Origin of the sequence: Pseudoalteromonas sp. 23_GOM-1509m, from assembly GCF_000518425.1 — a bacterium.
GTDB classification, from domain to species: domain Bacteria; phylum Pseudomonadota; class Gammaproteobacteria; order Enterobacterales; family Alteromonadaceae; genus Pseudoalteromonas; species Pseudoalteromonas tetraodonis.
Genome location: NZ_KI912434.1, coordinates 301,762 through 316,394 on the forward strand (window position 1 = coordinate 301,762; position 14,633 = coordinate 316,394).

The following is a 14,633-nucleotide window of genomic DNA, read 5'->3' on the forward strand; positions in this document are numbered from 1 at the left end:
TTTATTTGAAAACGTGTTCAGCAATCAATTCAAGTCCAGTTTGCATCGCCAAAGTTGATTGCCCAGCAAATCCTAAACGTACATAACTATGTTGCTTAGGTATTAAGCTACGTTCTGAGTCTTTAAAGTAAAATTCAGGCTCAACCTGTATATACACACCTTTACTTTGCAGTACTTGCTTTAATTGGTCCACCGGTTCATTTAAATTAACCCACATAGCCATACCACCATCAGGTTTTTTATACTCAATTGGCAAACCTCGTGATTGCAATAACGTTAATGTTTTATCCATTGCTTGATAACGCTGTTTATAATGTTTGGTCATACGTTTTAAATGGCGCTCAAACGCACCTTCTTGCATAAAATGGGCAACAGCTAACTGCATAACTACATCATTTTTATGGTTCATTAACTGCTTCCATGCTGTTAACTGTGCAATTACTTTAGGATCTGCGCAGATGTAACCTATTCTCGCAGCGGAAAACATAATTTTAGAAAACGTAGACAAATAAATAATAATTCCGGCAGGATCGTCAGCCGCCATAGGCTGTAAAGGCTGACAACGATAATGGAACTCGTGATCATAATCATCCTCTATAATCATTACCCCATACTCATAACATAACTGATAAATTTGCATTCGTCTGGTTGGTGACAGCGTCACTGTTGTTGGGTATTGATGCAGCGGCGTTAAATACAGTAACTTGATGGCTACACGTTTGAGCTGGGCTTTTAAGTCATCAACGCACAAACCGTATTCATCTTGTTTTATATCAACTAACTGTGCACCACACGCTGAAAATGCTTTGCGAGCAGGCGGGTAACCTAAGGTTTCGGTTGCAACATAATCGCCTTTATTAATAAAGACTTTTGATACTAAAAAAAGCGCTTCTTGAGAGCCATTACACATAAGGATGTCGGCTGTTTTTAGGTTTCGTGCTTTGTGTAAATAATGACTAATTTGCGATTTTAAATTAGGCTCCCCAGCCACATTACCATAGTGAAATTGGCTGGTATCTAAATGATTAAACACATGACTTACGGAGCGTTTAAATTCTTTATAGGGGAAACGTGTTAAATCGGGTAAGCCTCCAGCAAAGTTATAAGCATAGTGATTTAAATCCATTATAGGTTCTGGTGCCGTAAGCGTGGTAGCAAATCGATACGGCTTAGGAGTCAATTCTTGAGACTGAACTGTGTTTATACTGTTTTGAATAGGCAATGTATTGGTAACGCTGTAGCCTGATCGTTCATAGGATTCCAACCACCCTTCTGCGACAAGAAGTTGTAGAGCATTCATTATCGTATGGCGGTTTAATCCGTATGCTTGTGCCATATCGCGTGCAGAGCTGAGTTTGCTACCAGCGAGAATATCCCCTTTTATAATCGACTCCCTAAGTGCATCTGCAATTTGCAGGTATTTAGCTCTACTCTGGCTAGTGAGCTTTATATTAAGTGGCTGCATAACACCTTCTAAACTGGTATAGGTAAAAATTAAATTCTGGTTGTTTTTAATAAACCAATAAAGCGTACATTTGTTATGAATAAATAGCAAAATATGGGGCTTATAATGTTCACAACGCAAATTCATCAAACCAACAAGGTTGCCTTAGAGCCACTTAAACTCAAACATCTCGAGGGTCTATATCAAGCAGGTAAACATCCACAAATTTGGCAGTGGGTATTAAGTAATTACGCACAAACTCAAGTTAAGTTGGAGCAATGGTTTACAAATAGCGCGCAGTTTAATCAAAACGAGCAAGTGGTATTTGCCATTATTGATAAACATTCACAGCAAGTTGTTGGCACAACCCGTTTATTTAGGTTAGACAGTGACAACTTAAGCGCTGAAATTGGCCATACCTTTATTAGCTTCACTGCACAGCGGACATACGTAAATACGCATGCAAAATATTTACTTCTGAGATATGCATTTAATCAGCTTAATTTAGTACGGATTAGCTTTAATACCCATGAGCACAATCAACAATCACGCAATGCAATTGCCCGTTTAGGCGCTAAGTTTGAAGGAATCGCCCAAAAAGACCGACGCCTAGAAGATGGTTCATATCGCAACACCGCAAAATTCAGCATTATTGACGAACAATGGCCAGCTATAAAGTTACGACTTGAGGAGCTATTATAATGTACCCACCCGAGCACTTTATGCAAAAAAATACCGAGCAATTGCATGCGCTTATTAATAACTTTCCATTAGCAACAATTTTTATGCCCTGCTCAAATAGTCAATTAAATAACATTTGTCATGTACCTATGTTATTCAACTCTTTAGAAAATATGTTTATTGCACATGTAGCAAAGTATAATCCACTATCAAAGCTTGATAATAAACAGGTGAATTTACTCTTTAATAGTGACAATTGCTATTTATCACCCTCCTATGCGGATAATCAAACATTGCCTAGCTGGCTTTACGCATCGGTGTTAGTGACTGCAAAAGTACATATTATTAAAGATGAGCTAAAAAAGAATCTCGTAATGCGAACCCTCACTAGTCATTTTGAGAAAACATTTGAGCCTGAGTGGAAAATTGATGAAGTGCCTGAGCAGCATCGCAATACAATGTACCAACACCTGAGTTTTATAGAGCTTACGCCAATTCACTGGCAAGGTAACTTCAAACTCAGTCAAAATAAATCTGCCACTATAAGAGATAAAATAAAACAAAGTCTGGTAGATGCTAATAAGCACTCAATAGCAGCCTTGTTTTAAGGACGAAAAAAGGCTCCTCGCAATGCTCAGAGCCTTTGGTTAACTTTGGGAATTAACTCGGTTCATTGATCGTTTAAGATCAGTTTAGCGCCACTAGTTGTGGCGCAATTGTTTGATAATCTACCGCCATGGCAATACTCAAAGCGGTAATATTAATAATAGAAAACGCAAACACTTGCCGTGCCCAACGGGTGGTGTCTATGTTGTAGCGATATCCTCTAAGTGCCATGAGTAACCACCAAAAACTCGTAATACAGGCAACGGCCATAAAGGCAGCACCGGTATAACCACTAATTGGCAATAGCATCACCACTAAAGCATATACCGCAATATAAAGCACAATATGGCGCTTAGCTTTGTTAACACCTTGCGCCACGGGCAATACTGGAATATTAGCGGCTTGATAATCTTTAAAGCGAAAAATAGCAATCGCATATGAGTGAGGCATTTGCCACAAACTAAACATCACCAACAGTATTAATGCCCCCATATCGAACACACCCGTAACGGCGCAATAGCCAACAACAGGTGGAACTGCGCCCGACAGACTACCAATAAAGGTGCCGTAAACAGAGTTGCGTTTCATGTAGAGGCTGTACACCCCTACATAAATGACATAGCCAAAGGCGGCAAAAAATACCGCCGCTTGCGTGGTAAAGGCGATTAATAAGCCAAAGCCAATTAGCCCTAATAACACGCCATGGCTTAAAGCGGCTTTTGCAGACATTTCGCCCGTTACAGTTACACGTGAGCGAGTACGTGCCATAGCAACATCAATGTCTCTATCAATAACATTGTTTATGGCACATCCCGATGCAACAACAAGCGATAAACCAACCAAGGTAACCAACATTAACCATGGGTCTATATCACCGCGGGCGGCAAGTAAAAAACCACCGGCAACGCTGATCAAATTCCCCATAATAATACCTGGCTTAGTAACAGCTAAATAACGACGAAACATCTGAAACCTCTAATACATCATCATTGCGTTTGATTCATAAATGATCCAAACAGACAGTCCAACCACCATGACGATGATCAACGCGCTAAACAAGAAGGTAAAGGTATTCGCTTTGCCTTCATCGGTGGTGAAATTAAGGTGTAAAAAGTATTTTAAATGCACCCAAATTTGCACGATTGCAAAAGTAACGATACTCCAAAGCGTGGTGACTTTTGAAAAATCGCCCTCCATCACCATCCAAAATGGAATGGCCGTTAAAATCACTGACAAAACAAAACCAATAAGATAGGTTTTAACACTGCCGTGTGACTGATCATGATGTTGGCTTTGCATTTGCGCTAAAGCATGCGTTTCGCTATGGCTCATTACATTGCTCCCATTAAATAAACAACGGTAAATACACAAATCCACACAATATCTAAAAAGTGCCAAAATAAGCTTAAGCAACTTAAGCGCGTGACGGTTTGTTTACCTAAACCGCGCTTGATCACTTCTATCATCATTATGCTCATCCAAATAAGGCCTGCAGTTACATGTAAGCCATGCAAACCCACTAATGAGAAAAACGACGTTAAAAAAGCACTTTGCTGTGGGCCATTGCCATGAACAATTAAATGATGAAATTCATAAATTTCCATGCCAATAAACACCGCGCCTAAACAAAAAGTAACCGCGAGCCAACCAAGCGTCAGCGCCTTTTTTTGCCCTTGAGCGGCAATCATGGCAAAACCAAAAGTGATACTACTAATAAGTAGCGCCGCAGTTTCTACGGCAACAAAATCAAGCTCAAAAATATCTTTGCCCGATACACCACCTGCGGTGTTCATATAAAGCACTGCGTAGGTTGCAAAAAATGAGGCAAATAAAAGGCAATCGGTCATTAGATAAAGCCAAAAGCCAAAGATTGTATCGCCAGAGGTATCGTGATGTTCATGCGTATGACTTACGCTATGAGGCTCTAAATTTACATGGCCTTGAGTTGCAGATAACGTACTCATGCGCTTACCTCCTTCGTGTTACTGGCAATATGCGCGCCTTCAATTTGTAATATTTCGTCGTTTTGCACGTAGTAATCAACATCGCAGGTGTAAGCACGGTTAATAAACAGCGCAATCGCACCAATAAAACCAAGCCCTGCTAGCCACCAAATATGCCAGATCATGGCAAAACAAAACGCCGTTAAACTCGCAGCAATAAGCACACCCGATGCGGTATTTTTTGGCATATGAATTGGGCTATAGCTAGATTTACCTTGATAAGCTAGGCCTTTTTCTTTCATGTCAGTCCATGTATCAATATCATCAACATGCGGGATTTCAGCAAAGTTATAGTATTGTGGCGGTGATGACGTTGACCATTCAAGGGTGTGACCGTTCCAAGGATCGCCGGTGGTATCATCAAGCGCTTCGCGGTTTTTAAAGCTCACATAAAGCTGAATAACTTGGCAAATAATACCGAACATAATAATCACGGCACCCACTGCAGCAATATAAAGCCAGATATTCCAATCAGGATTATTTGAGTGGTTTAAGCGACGTGTCATGCCTAAAAAGCCAAGTACGTACAATGGCATAAAGGCTACGAAGAAACCGATTAACCAACACCAAAATGATGCTTTACCCCAACGTTCATCAAGCTTAAAGCCCATTGCTTTGGGGAACCAAAAAACAAAACCAGCTAAGTAGCCAAATACTGCGCCACCAATAATGGTGTTATGAAAATGAGCGATTAAGAATAAGCTGTTATGCAATACATAATCGGCACCAGGGATTGCTAGTAATACCCCCGTCATACCACCAATACTGAAGGTAACCATAAAACCAAGCGTCCACAGTACGGGCACAGTAATGCGCAAGCGACCACGGTAAATAGTAAACAACCAACTAAATAACTTAACCCCAGTAGGGACAGCAATGACCATGGTCATTACCCCAAAGAAGGCATTTACATTGGCACTTGAACCCATAGTAAAGAAGTGGTGTAACCATACAATAAAGCCAAGAATAGAAATGGCACCGCTGGCATATACCATCGATTTATAACCAAATAAACGTTTACCAGTGAAAGTCGACACTATTTCAGAGAAGATACCAAAAGCTGGTAATACTAAAATGTATACCTCTGGGTGACCCCATGCCCAAAACAGGTTGATATACATCATGGCGTTACCGCCTGCTTCATTAGTGAAGAAGTGGAAATCTAAATAACGGTCTAGCGTTAGCATGGCGAGCACTGCGGTTAAAATTGGAAATGATGCCGCAATTAAGATATTTGCCCACGTACATGCCCATGTGAAAATTGGCATTTTCATCAGAGTCATACCAGGGGCACGCATTTTAAATACTGTCACTAGAAAGTTAACAGCGGTTAATAGCGTACCGAGCCCCGATATTTGCAAGGCCCAAATATAATAATCGACCCCCACCCCAGGGCTAAAGGTCAACTCCGACAACGGTGGGTAAGCAACCCAGCCTGTTTTAGCAAATTCACCAAATATAAGTGATAAATTTATTAAAATGGCGCCACTAGCGGTAAACCAAAAACTTAAATTATTTAAAAATGGAAAAGCCACATCACGGGCACCAATTTGCAGTGGTACAACAATATTCATTAAACCAATCATAAATGGCATCGCCATAAAGATGATCATAATAACGCCATGAGCGGTGAATATTTGGTCGTAATGCTCTGGCGGCAGATAGCCTGGCGCGCCACTGGTAGCAAGCGCTAACTGCGCACGCATCATAATGGCATCAGAAAAACCACGAAACAGCATGATTAGTGCTAATAAAATGTACATAACGCCTAAGCGTTTATGATCAACCGAGGTGATCCAGTCACGCCAAAGCACACCCCATTTTTTATATTTTGTTATTAGCCCAGCTATAATAAGCCCGACAACAGCAATCACCGCCATAGTAACCATGATAATAGGTTCATGAAACGGAATTGCATCTATAGATAATTTACCTAAAAACGACATGATTATTCCTCGCCCTGGCTGTGTGATGATGGCATTGAATGATTACCCATTGCTTGATGCTCATTACTCATCTGCTGATGTTTACCCATGACATGATGTTTTTTATTCATATCGCCATGCGCCTGCATGTATTTCATCACTATGGTATGAAATAAACCGTCATCAACCTTGCCATAATAAGCAACTGGGTTGTTCTCACTTGCTTTTGCAAGCTCAACATAATTGGCATGAGTAAGGTTATTAGCGTTAGTTTTTACCTGTTCAACCCACTGGTTGAAGTCAGCTTTGGTTGGCGTTGCGATGGCATTAAATTTCATACCAGTAAAACCCGCGCCACTGTAATTAGCCGAAAAGCCTTTAAACGTGCCTGGCTCATTAGCAATTAAATGCAGCTTAGTTTCCATGCCCGCCATTGAGTAGATTTGACTACCTAACTGGGGAATGAAAAACGAGTTCATGGTACTTTCTGAGGTGATTTTGTATTCAACCGGAACATTAGCAGGAAATACCAATTCGTTTACCGTAGCAATACCTTGTTCAGGGTAAATAAATAACCACTTCCAATTAAGTGACACCACTTCAACAGTTAAGTGTTCACCTTTACCCTCTATCGGTTTATAAGGGTCAAGCTCTTGAGTTGACTGCCAGGTGATCACACCTAAAATAACAACAATAACAATAGGAACCGCCCATACAACAGCCTCAATCTTATTAGAGTGAGCCCATTTTGGTGCGTAAATTTCATGGTTTTGTGTGTCTCTGTATTTCCAAGCAAAATACAAAGTCATCACAATAACGGGGATCACAACTAACAACATAAGCACAGTGGCGATGATGATCAGATTTTTCTCATCAATACCTATCTGCCCTTTTGGGTCGAGTACCCCGCCATTACAGCCTGATAAGATCAGCGCCATACTAGCTAAAGCAATATTAAAAAGGTTACGAATTAACAAGGGACTATCCTAAAACCTAAAGAGTTTTTATTAGCTGCCAAAAATACTTAGCAACGATATTTGATAAAAACCCAAGTTAATTAAGATTGAATTACAATAATGCAGAGCGAATGCAAGCATGAAGTATTGACCACTGGCTTAATAGTAAACACCTAGCAGAACCAACCCAGCTTTTTTAAACACATTAATATAACGCAATAAAAATTAACTTGGGTGAGGTGTGGTTGGCTGAGAGTGTGTAAAAAACACTAAGCTACAATGAAAGTAATCATTATTTACAGCAAGAATAAATAATTAGATACCACAGGTGTAACCTATACCCATAAAATTAATGGGTAAACAGACAACCTGTAAAGCTAGGTGGAGCACGACAACCATGCGCAGCTTGCACTGGTTGCTGAACTTTAGCCTCGCTAAAAGCAAAGGCTGCTTTACGGAGGATTATCCCAGCACGACGCGCTGGAAACATGTGGAACAATAGCCAACAAAGGCCAATAAGTAACTGACACGATAAGATGGGATGAGCTAAAAATTCGGCAATTGTCAGTAATAATGGCTCTATAAAAAAGCCATCACTGACCAATGCTTCAAGCCTAAAGGCATCCTCAATAGCGCCACTAAGCAACATAACGACATTAAAAACTAATAATGTTACAGCCACACTCACGCCCTTTTTCGCTTTTTTAAAGCGCTCATGCAACACTGACTTACCTAAGGTAAGCAAAGCGCTGGTATGAAACAAAGAAAGTGAGTTCAAAAACATTAACCTATTAAAATGACTAATAACAAAATTCGGAGTACACCGTGGCAACAAAAAAGGTTGCAGCCGTAAAGCCTTATACAGTGACATGAAATACAGTCTCAACGCATTAGCACTATTTTGCCAAGCTAGTTTTGATCCGCATCAATAGAACTTTCAAAACTTACTGAAAGTTCGGGCATGAGTATAACAAAGAGAATTTTCTGTTCAAGATAAAAACACGATTATTTTATCGGCTGGTGATTTATTTATGCCGATATAAATAAAAAACCTCCCGTAGTGAGCTACGAGAGGTTTTTTGTTTAAACAGGGATACCCTATTTAAAGAATTTGGTTTTCTTTCCATACTTGCTCTTTGGCTAGACGCTTTTTGCGTTTATCACATGGATCATCGCAATCACATGCTTTATCAATACCTACAGAGCCTAGGCCTCCGCAGCTACTCGCCATCGATTTTCTTTGTACTATCATGCCTATCGCCATTGCAGCGACAATTAAAATAAGTAAGCCAAAGGTTAGAAAAAAAAGTGACATTGCTTAGCCCCTATTGTTCAGCAATAAAATGAGCCCAAACATCATATCTGAGCTCATTGCATTATATACCCTCATGATAAGGATATAAACCTAAAGACTATAAATAAGGCTTAAACGCAGGGCTTGAATAGGTGACTAACCCCTGTGCCGATTTCGCAATTAAATACACAGGTAAATCATGCTGCTGCGCATAACGTTGTGCCTTTTCCATGCCCATTACCGTTAAAGCAGTCGCTAAACCGTCCGCCGTCATTGCACTTGGGTGCAAAACTGTGACAGAGACTAAGTCGTGCTTAATCGGCATGCCTGACATTGGATCAATAAGATGCGTATAAGTTTCGCCATCCATAGTATAAAAGATTCTATAATCGCCTGAGGTGGCAATGCCATTATTACCCGGTGTTAATACGCGGTGTACTTTGCGCTCGCCCGGATTTGCATCAGGTTGTTCGATTGCTATTCGCCATGCTTGATTGTCTGGTTTTGTACCAGCAATACGCAGTTCTCCACCAATTTCAACCATGTAATCTGTAATGCCTTTACTTTGTAATAGCTCAGCAACTTTATCAATACCATAGCCTTTTGCGGTAGCCGAAAACGACAGCTCTAAATCAGCAACTGTTTTAGCTAACCCTTGCTCATTAAGGACCAGCTTATCTATACCAATGTTACTGACCATATTTGCCAGTGCTTCATCAGTTGGGCGCTTTGTTGGTTTTTTATCAGGACCAAATCCCCATAAATCGATTAGCGGCCCCATAGTCACATCGAGTGTTTTAGTTGAATCACCAATTCGTATAGATTCTGCAATAACCGCTCTAAAGTCATCACTAATTGGCATTACTTGATTAGCACCTAAACGGTTAAAGGTGTTTATTTCTGACTCTTCAATATAGGTCGACATAGACTGGTTAATATCAACTAAAACCGCATCTATTTCTGCTTGTACTGCTTGAGGGTCTACTTGATCAGCGTAAAACTTGATGTGGTAAGTTGTCCCCATCGTTTTACCTTCAAGGTAAGCTTCTTCGTTGTGTTGTGAATTGCCACAACCGGTGATAAGTAACGTGGATATGATTAAAAATAAGGCTACCACGCCTTTAACTGTGCTTAATCGATTCATAATAGCCTACTTATAAAGGTTAAATAGAGTATCAACTAAAATCAGCGGTAAAGCCAAACTCAGTCAGTTGATATAAAAAAGCCTCATAACACTTAGTGCTATGAGGCTGGTATTTTAACTAAATTTATTTAGTTTGGGTATTAGCCACCGAAATCATCTAATAAGATGTTTTCTTCTTCTACACCTAAATCTTTAAGCATAGAGATAACTGCCGCATTCATCATTGGAGGACCACACATGTAGAACTCACAATCTTCAGGCGCTTCGTGGTCTTTAAGATAGTTCTCAAATAACACGTTGTGGATAAAGCCAGTGTAGCCTTCCCAGTTATCTTCTGGTTGCGGATCTGAAAGCGCTGTATGCCAAACGAAGTTATCGTTTTGCTCAGCTAGGCCGTCAAAATCTTCAACATAAAACATTTCACGCTTAGAACGCGCACCATACCAGAAACTAATTTTACGCTTAGAGTTTAAACGCTTAAGTTGGTCAAAGATATGTGAACGCATTGGTGCCATACCTGCACCACCACCTACGAATACCATTTCAGCGTCTGTGTCTTTAGCGAAGAACTCACCAAATGGACCAGAAATAGTTACTTTATCACCTTCTTTCAGTGACCAAATGTACGATGACATTTTACCACATGGTAGGCTTAGGTTTCTTGGCGGCGGCGTAGCGATACGCACGTTAAGCATAATAATGCCTTCTTCTTCTGGGTAGTTAGCCATTGAGTAAGCACGAATTGTTTCTTCGTCTACTTTTGACTCCAGGTCGAAGAAACCAAAATGGTTCCAATCGCCACGATACTCTTCAGGAATATCGAAATCAGCGTATTTAACATGGTGAGCTGGCGCTTCGATTTGGATGTAACCACCCGCACGGAACGGCACTGACTCGCCATCTGGAATTTGTAGCTTAAGTTCTTTGATGAACGTTGCTTTGTTATCGTTAGAGATAACTTCACAATCCCATTTTTTAACACCGAAAATTGACTCTTCAAGTTCAATTTCCATGTCATTTTTAACATTAACCTGACACGCTAAACGACAACCTTCACGTGCTTCACCTTTAGAGATGTGGTCAAGTTCAGTTGGCAGAATATCACCGCCACCTTCTTTAATGTGAACGCGACACTGACCACAAGAGCCACCACCACCACATGCAGAAGATACGAAAATACCTGACTCAGATAGTGCACCTAATAGCTTACTACCTGCTGATGTTTTAATGGCTTTGTCTGGATCGCCATTAATACCGATGATGATGTCACCGCTTGCAACTAGCTTAGATTTAGCACCAATGATGATTAAAACTAGTATTACAACGATAGCGATAAAAACACCAACGCCTAAGAAAATATCCATGATTGACCTCGCTATTATTACAGTGAAATACCAGAGAATGACATAAAGCCAAGACCCATCAAGCCAACAGTGATAAAGGTAATACCTAGACCACGTAAACCATCTGGTACGTCTGAATACTTCATTTTCTCACGGATACCTGCAAGTAATGTAATTGCAAGCGCCCAACCCACACCAGCGCCAATACCATAAACAACAGACTCGCCGAAGTTATAGTTACGCTCAACCATGAAGGCTACCGCACCAAAAATTGCACAGTTAACTGTGATTAGTGGTAGGAAAATACCTAATGCGTTGTACAGCGGTGGGAAGAACTTATCTAATGCCATTTCAAGAATTTGCACCAGTGCAGCAATAACACCAATGAAAGTTAAGAAACGTAAAAAGCTAAGATCCGCTTCTGGGTAACCAAGCCACTCAAGTGAACCTGGTGCTAATACCGCATGGTAAACCAAGTTATTAACCGGTACTGAAATACCTAATACAACAATAACCGCTACCCCTAGGCCAATTGATGTAGTTACTTTTTTAGACACGGCTAAGAAAGTACACATACCTAGGAAGAATGCTAACGCTAAGTTTTCAATAAAAACGGCTTTTACAAATAAACTAATATAATGTTCCACTTATCGCCCCTTACGCTTTAGCTTCTACTTGGTCTTTCTTATAAGTACGAAGTACCCAAATGAATAAACCAATGATGAAGAATGCACTCGGTGGTAAGATCAATAGACCCATAGGTTGGTACCAACCACCATTTTGTACTAATGGAATAATATCAACACCGAACAGTGAACCTTTACCGAATAACTCACGAATAAAGCCAACAGTAAGAAGCACTACAGAGTAACCTAAACCATTACCAATACCATCAAGGAAAGACATTAATGGCGGCGACTTCATTGCATAAGCTTCAGCACGACCCATTACGATACAGTTAGTAATGATTAGACCAACGAATACTGATAACTCTTTTGCCGTAGCGTAAGAGAAAGCTTGTAGTACTTGGTCAACCACGATTACCAATGATGCAATAATCGTCATCTGTACGATGATACGTACTGATGATGGTATATGGTTACGAATAGTCGAGATAAAAAGGCTAGAGAATGCAGTTACCAAGGTCAATGCGATTGACATGATTAATGCATTTTTTAAGCTAGACGTTACCGCTAGCGCAGAACAAATACCAAGTACTTGTAATGCGATTGGGTTGTTAGCGAAAACTGGACCAAATAGGACCGCCTTCATTTCTTTAGTATCAGCCATTAGTTCAATGCTCCTTTACGTACTTTCGCAAGGAAAGGGCCAAAGCCATTTTCGCCAGTCCAAAAGTCAACTGCATGGTCAACACCATTAGACGTTAATGTAGCACCTGAAAGACCGTCGATCTTGTGCTCATCACCGGCTGCAGTCCCTTTAACGATTTGGATTGGTAACTCTTTACCTTCCCACGTTGCAGTCCACTGTGGGTTTTGAATTTCACCACCTAAACCAGGTGTTTCGTTATGTTTGTAGAAAATAATGTCTTTAATAGTTTCGCCATCGCTTTCAAGCGAGATAAAACCGTACATTAAACCCCATAAACCATAACCCTGAATAGGAAGGATGATTGCATCAGTAGAGCCATCGTCTTTTTTAGAGATGTAAACAGGCGCACGCTTGGTAATACGTTGAATACCGGCGATGTCCTTAATACCATTCTCTTTAAGAGACTTGCTTAAATCAGCATCATATTTGCTTTTTTCAAAGTCGAAATCTTCTACCGGCTCAGCAAACTCACCACTTTGCATATCAACAAAGCGGGTTTCGATTTTAGCTTCAAACGTTTCTGCAACGTTATCAACTTTGCCAATACCAGCAGCAACTAAGATATTGCTTTGAATATCTTTTGCTTTATTTGCTTTTTGCAGAGGGCGTAGTTGTACAGATGTTAGCGATACAATAACTGCACACACTAAACATAATGAGACAACAACAGCTAGCGTTTTGCCAATTGATTCGTTATTACTAGACATTACGTGCCAACCTCCGCTTGATATTAGCTTGCACTACAAAGTGATCGAATAAAGGTGCAAACAAGTTAGCAAATAAGATTGCTAGCATGATGCCCTCTGGGTATGCAGGGTTAACAACACGGATCATGATAACCATAAAGCCAATAAGCGCACCGTATGCTAATTTACCTTTATCAGTAAATGCAGCAGATACAGGGTCAGTTGCCATAAAGAACATACCGAATGCAAAACCACCTAATACCATATGCCAGTACCAAGGCATAGCAAACATAGCATTGGTTTCAGAACCAATAGTATTTAGTATTGATGAGGTTACTACCATACCTAGGAATACACCTAGCACGATACGCCAAGACGCGATGCGCACGTAAATTAGGAATAAACCACCAATAAGTACAGCTAGTGTAGACGTTTCCCCCATAGAACCTTGAATGAATCCGTAAAACGCATTCCACCAAAGCTCAATATCAGTCGCGTAATTTAACGTACCAGCAAACGCTTGACCAAGCATCGTCGCGCCAGAGAATGAATCTACGGCAGTCCATACTGTGTCACCTGAAATTTGTGCAGGGTATGCGAAGAATAAAAACGCACGACCAGCAAGCGCAGGGTTTAAGAAGTTACGACCTGTACCACCAAATATTTCTTTTGCGATAACTACACCAAAAGTAATACCTAGCGCAACTTGCCATAAAGGAATCGTTGCAGGCAGGATTAATGCAAATAATACAGAGGTTACGAAGAAGCCTTCATTTACTTCATGCTTACGCACAGAAGCAAACAATACTTCCCAAAAACCACCGACAATAAAGGTTGTTGCATAAATAGGTAGGAAGAAACATGCTCCGTAGAACATTTTTGCGCCCCAACCAGCATCAACGGTTAACTCACCGCCTAATAACTGGAATAAACCTACTTGCCAAATGTTAGCTAGTTCAAAACCGTTACCAAGCGCGATTGCCGCTTGATGACCAATATTGAACATACCAAAGAACATGGCAGGGAACGTCGCCATCCACACTAAAATCATCATGCGTTTTAGGTCGATGTTATCACGAACGTGAGTTGAACCTTTGTTTACGTAACCTGGCGTGTAAAAAATAGTCGCAGCGGCTTCATACAGCGCGTACCATTTCTCATGCTTACCACCTGGTTCAAAATGCGGTTCGATATCTTCTAAGAAAGTTTTTAAGCCCAT

Annotated in this window: 16 protein-coding genes; 2 read left to right on the top strand and 14 right to left on the bottom strand. The window is 40.5% G+C overall.

Annotated features, from left to right (window positions below):
* Position 1: 1 nt before the first annotated feature.
* Complete coding sequence (gene pdxR, locus N523_RS0117005; protein ID WP_028835476.1) at positions 2-1,465, bottom strand: MocR-like pyridoxine biosynthesis transcription factor PdxR; 1,464 nt, start codon at positions 1,463-1,465, stop codon at positions 2-4.
* A 105-nt stretch (positions 1,466-1,570) separates the two neighbouring features.
* Here pdxR and N523_RS0117010 point away from each other — a divergent pair, with 105 nt between their 5' ends.
* Entirely contained in the window at positions 1,571-2,146 is a 576-nt protein-coding gene (locus N523_RS0117010; RefSeq protein ID WP_028835477.1) for a GNAT family N-acetyltransferase, read from the top strand.
* Positions 2,146-2,733, top strand: coding sequence for an FMN-binding negative transcriptional regulator (locus N523_RS0117015; protein ID WP_028835478.1), 588 nt, complete (start codon positions 2,146-2,148; stop codon positions 2,731-2,733). Before N523_RS0117010 ends, N523_RS0117015 begins: the two co-directional genes overlap by 1 nt.
* Before the next feature lie 79 nt (positions 2,734-2,812).
* Here N523_RS0117015 and cyoE read toward each other — a convergent pair whose 3' ends face one another.
* From cyoE to N523_RS0117080, 13 genes are all read right to left on the bottom strand, one after another.
* Positions 2,813-3,697 (bottom strand): heme o synthase, encoded by an 885-nt coding sequence (gene cyoE, locus N523_RS0117020; RefSeq protein WP_008111919.1) that lies wholly within the window; start codon positions 3,695-3,697, stop codon positions 2,813-2,815.
* Positions 3,698-3,706: 9 nt separating this feature from the next.
* Positions 3,707-4,063, bottom strand: coding sequence for a cytochrome o ubiquinol oxidase subunit IV (gene cyoD / locus N523_RS0117025; protein WP_013464355.1), 357 nt, complete (start codon positions 4,061-4,063; stop codon positions 3,707-3,709).
* Positions 4,063-4,695: a cytochrome o ubiquinol oxidase subunit III gene (cyoC, locus tag N523_RS0117030; RefSeq protein WP_008111916.1), complete on the bottom strand. Its 633-nt coding sequence runs from the start codon at positions 4,693-4,695 to the stop codon at positions 4,063-4,065. Before cyoC ends, cyoD begins: the two co-directional genes overlap by 1 nt.
* Complete coding sequence (cyoB, locus tag N523_RS0117035; RefSeq protein WP_028835479.1) at positions 4,692-6,680, bottom strand: cytochrome o ubiquinol oxidase subunit I; 1,989 nt, start codon at positions 6,678-6,680, stop codon at positions 4,692-4,694. Before cyoB ends, cyoC begins: the two co-directional genes overlap by 4 nt.
* Before the next feature lie 2 nt (positions 6,681-6,682).
* Positions 6,683-7,636 (bottom strand): ubiquinol oxidase subunit II, encoded by a 954-nt coding sequence (cyoA, locus tag N523_RS0117040; protein ID WP_013464352.1) that lies wholly within the window; start codon positions 7,634-7,636, stop codon positions 6,683-6,685.
* A 328-nt stretch (positions 7,637-7,964) separates the two neighbouring features.
* Entirely contained in the window at positions 7,965-8,393 is a 429-nt protein-coding gene (locus tag N523_RS0117045) for a hypothetical protein (protein ID WP_013464351.1), read from the bottom strand.
* 324 nt (positions 8,394-8,717) lie between these two features.
* The gene (nqrM, locus tag N523_RS0117050; RefSeq protein ID WP_010391098.1) at positions 8,718-8,930 is read right to left on the bottom strand and encodes a (Na+)-NQR maturation NqrM; all 213 of its coding nucleotides are present in this window, start codon (positions 8,928-8,930) and stop codon (positions 8,718-8,720) included.
* Between the two features lie 97 nt (positions 8,931-9,027).
* Positions 9,028-10,053 (bottom strand): FAD:protein FMN transferase, encoded by a 1,026-nt coding sequence (locus tag N523_RS0117055; RefSeq protein ID WP_028835480.1) that lies wholly within the window; start codon positions 10,051-10,053, stop codon positions 9,028-9,030.
* Positions 10,054-10,193: 140 nt separating this feature from the next.
* The gene (nqrF, locus tag N523_RS0117060) at positions 10,194-11,417 is read right to left on the bottom strand and encodes an NADH:ubiquinone reductase (Na(+)-transporting) subunit F (protein ID WP_013464349.1); all 1,224 of its coding nucleotides are present in this window, start codon (positions 11,415-11,417) and stop codon (positions 10,194-10,196) included.
* Between the two features lie 17 nt (positions 11,418-11,434).
* Entirely contained in the window at positions 11,435-12,043 is a 609-nt protein-coding gene (nqrE, locus tag N523_RS0117065) for an NADH:ubiquinone reductase (Na(+)-transporting) subunit E (protein WP_006791490.1), read from the bottom strand.
* Between the two features lie 10 nt (positions 12,044-12,053).
* Positions 12,054-12,686 (bottom strand): NADH:ubiquinone reductase (Na(+)-transporting) subunit D, encoded by a 633-nt coding sequence (locus N523_RS0117070; protein ID WP_006791491.1) that lies wholly within the window; start codon positions 12,684-12,686, stop codon positions 12,054-12,056.
* Complete coding sequence (locus N523_RS0117075) at positions 12,686-13,435, bottom strand: Na(+)-translocating NADH-quinone reductase subunit C (protein ID WP_028835481.1); 750 nt, start codon at positions 13,433-13,435, stop codon at positions 12,686-12,688. Before N523_RS0117075 ends, N523_RS0117070 begins: the two co-directional genes overlap by 1 nt.
* Entirely contained in the window at positions 13,428-14,633 is a 1,206-nt protein-coding gene (locus N523_RS0117080) for an NADH:ubiquinone reductase (Na(+)-transporting) subunit B (protein WP_008111893.1), read from the bottom strand. The genes N523_RS0117075 and N523_RS0117080 overlap by 8 nt, the downstream gene beginning before the upstream one ends.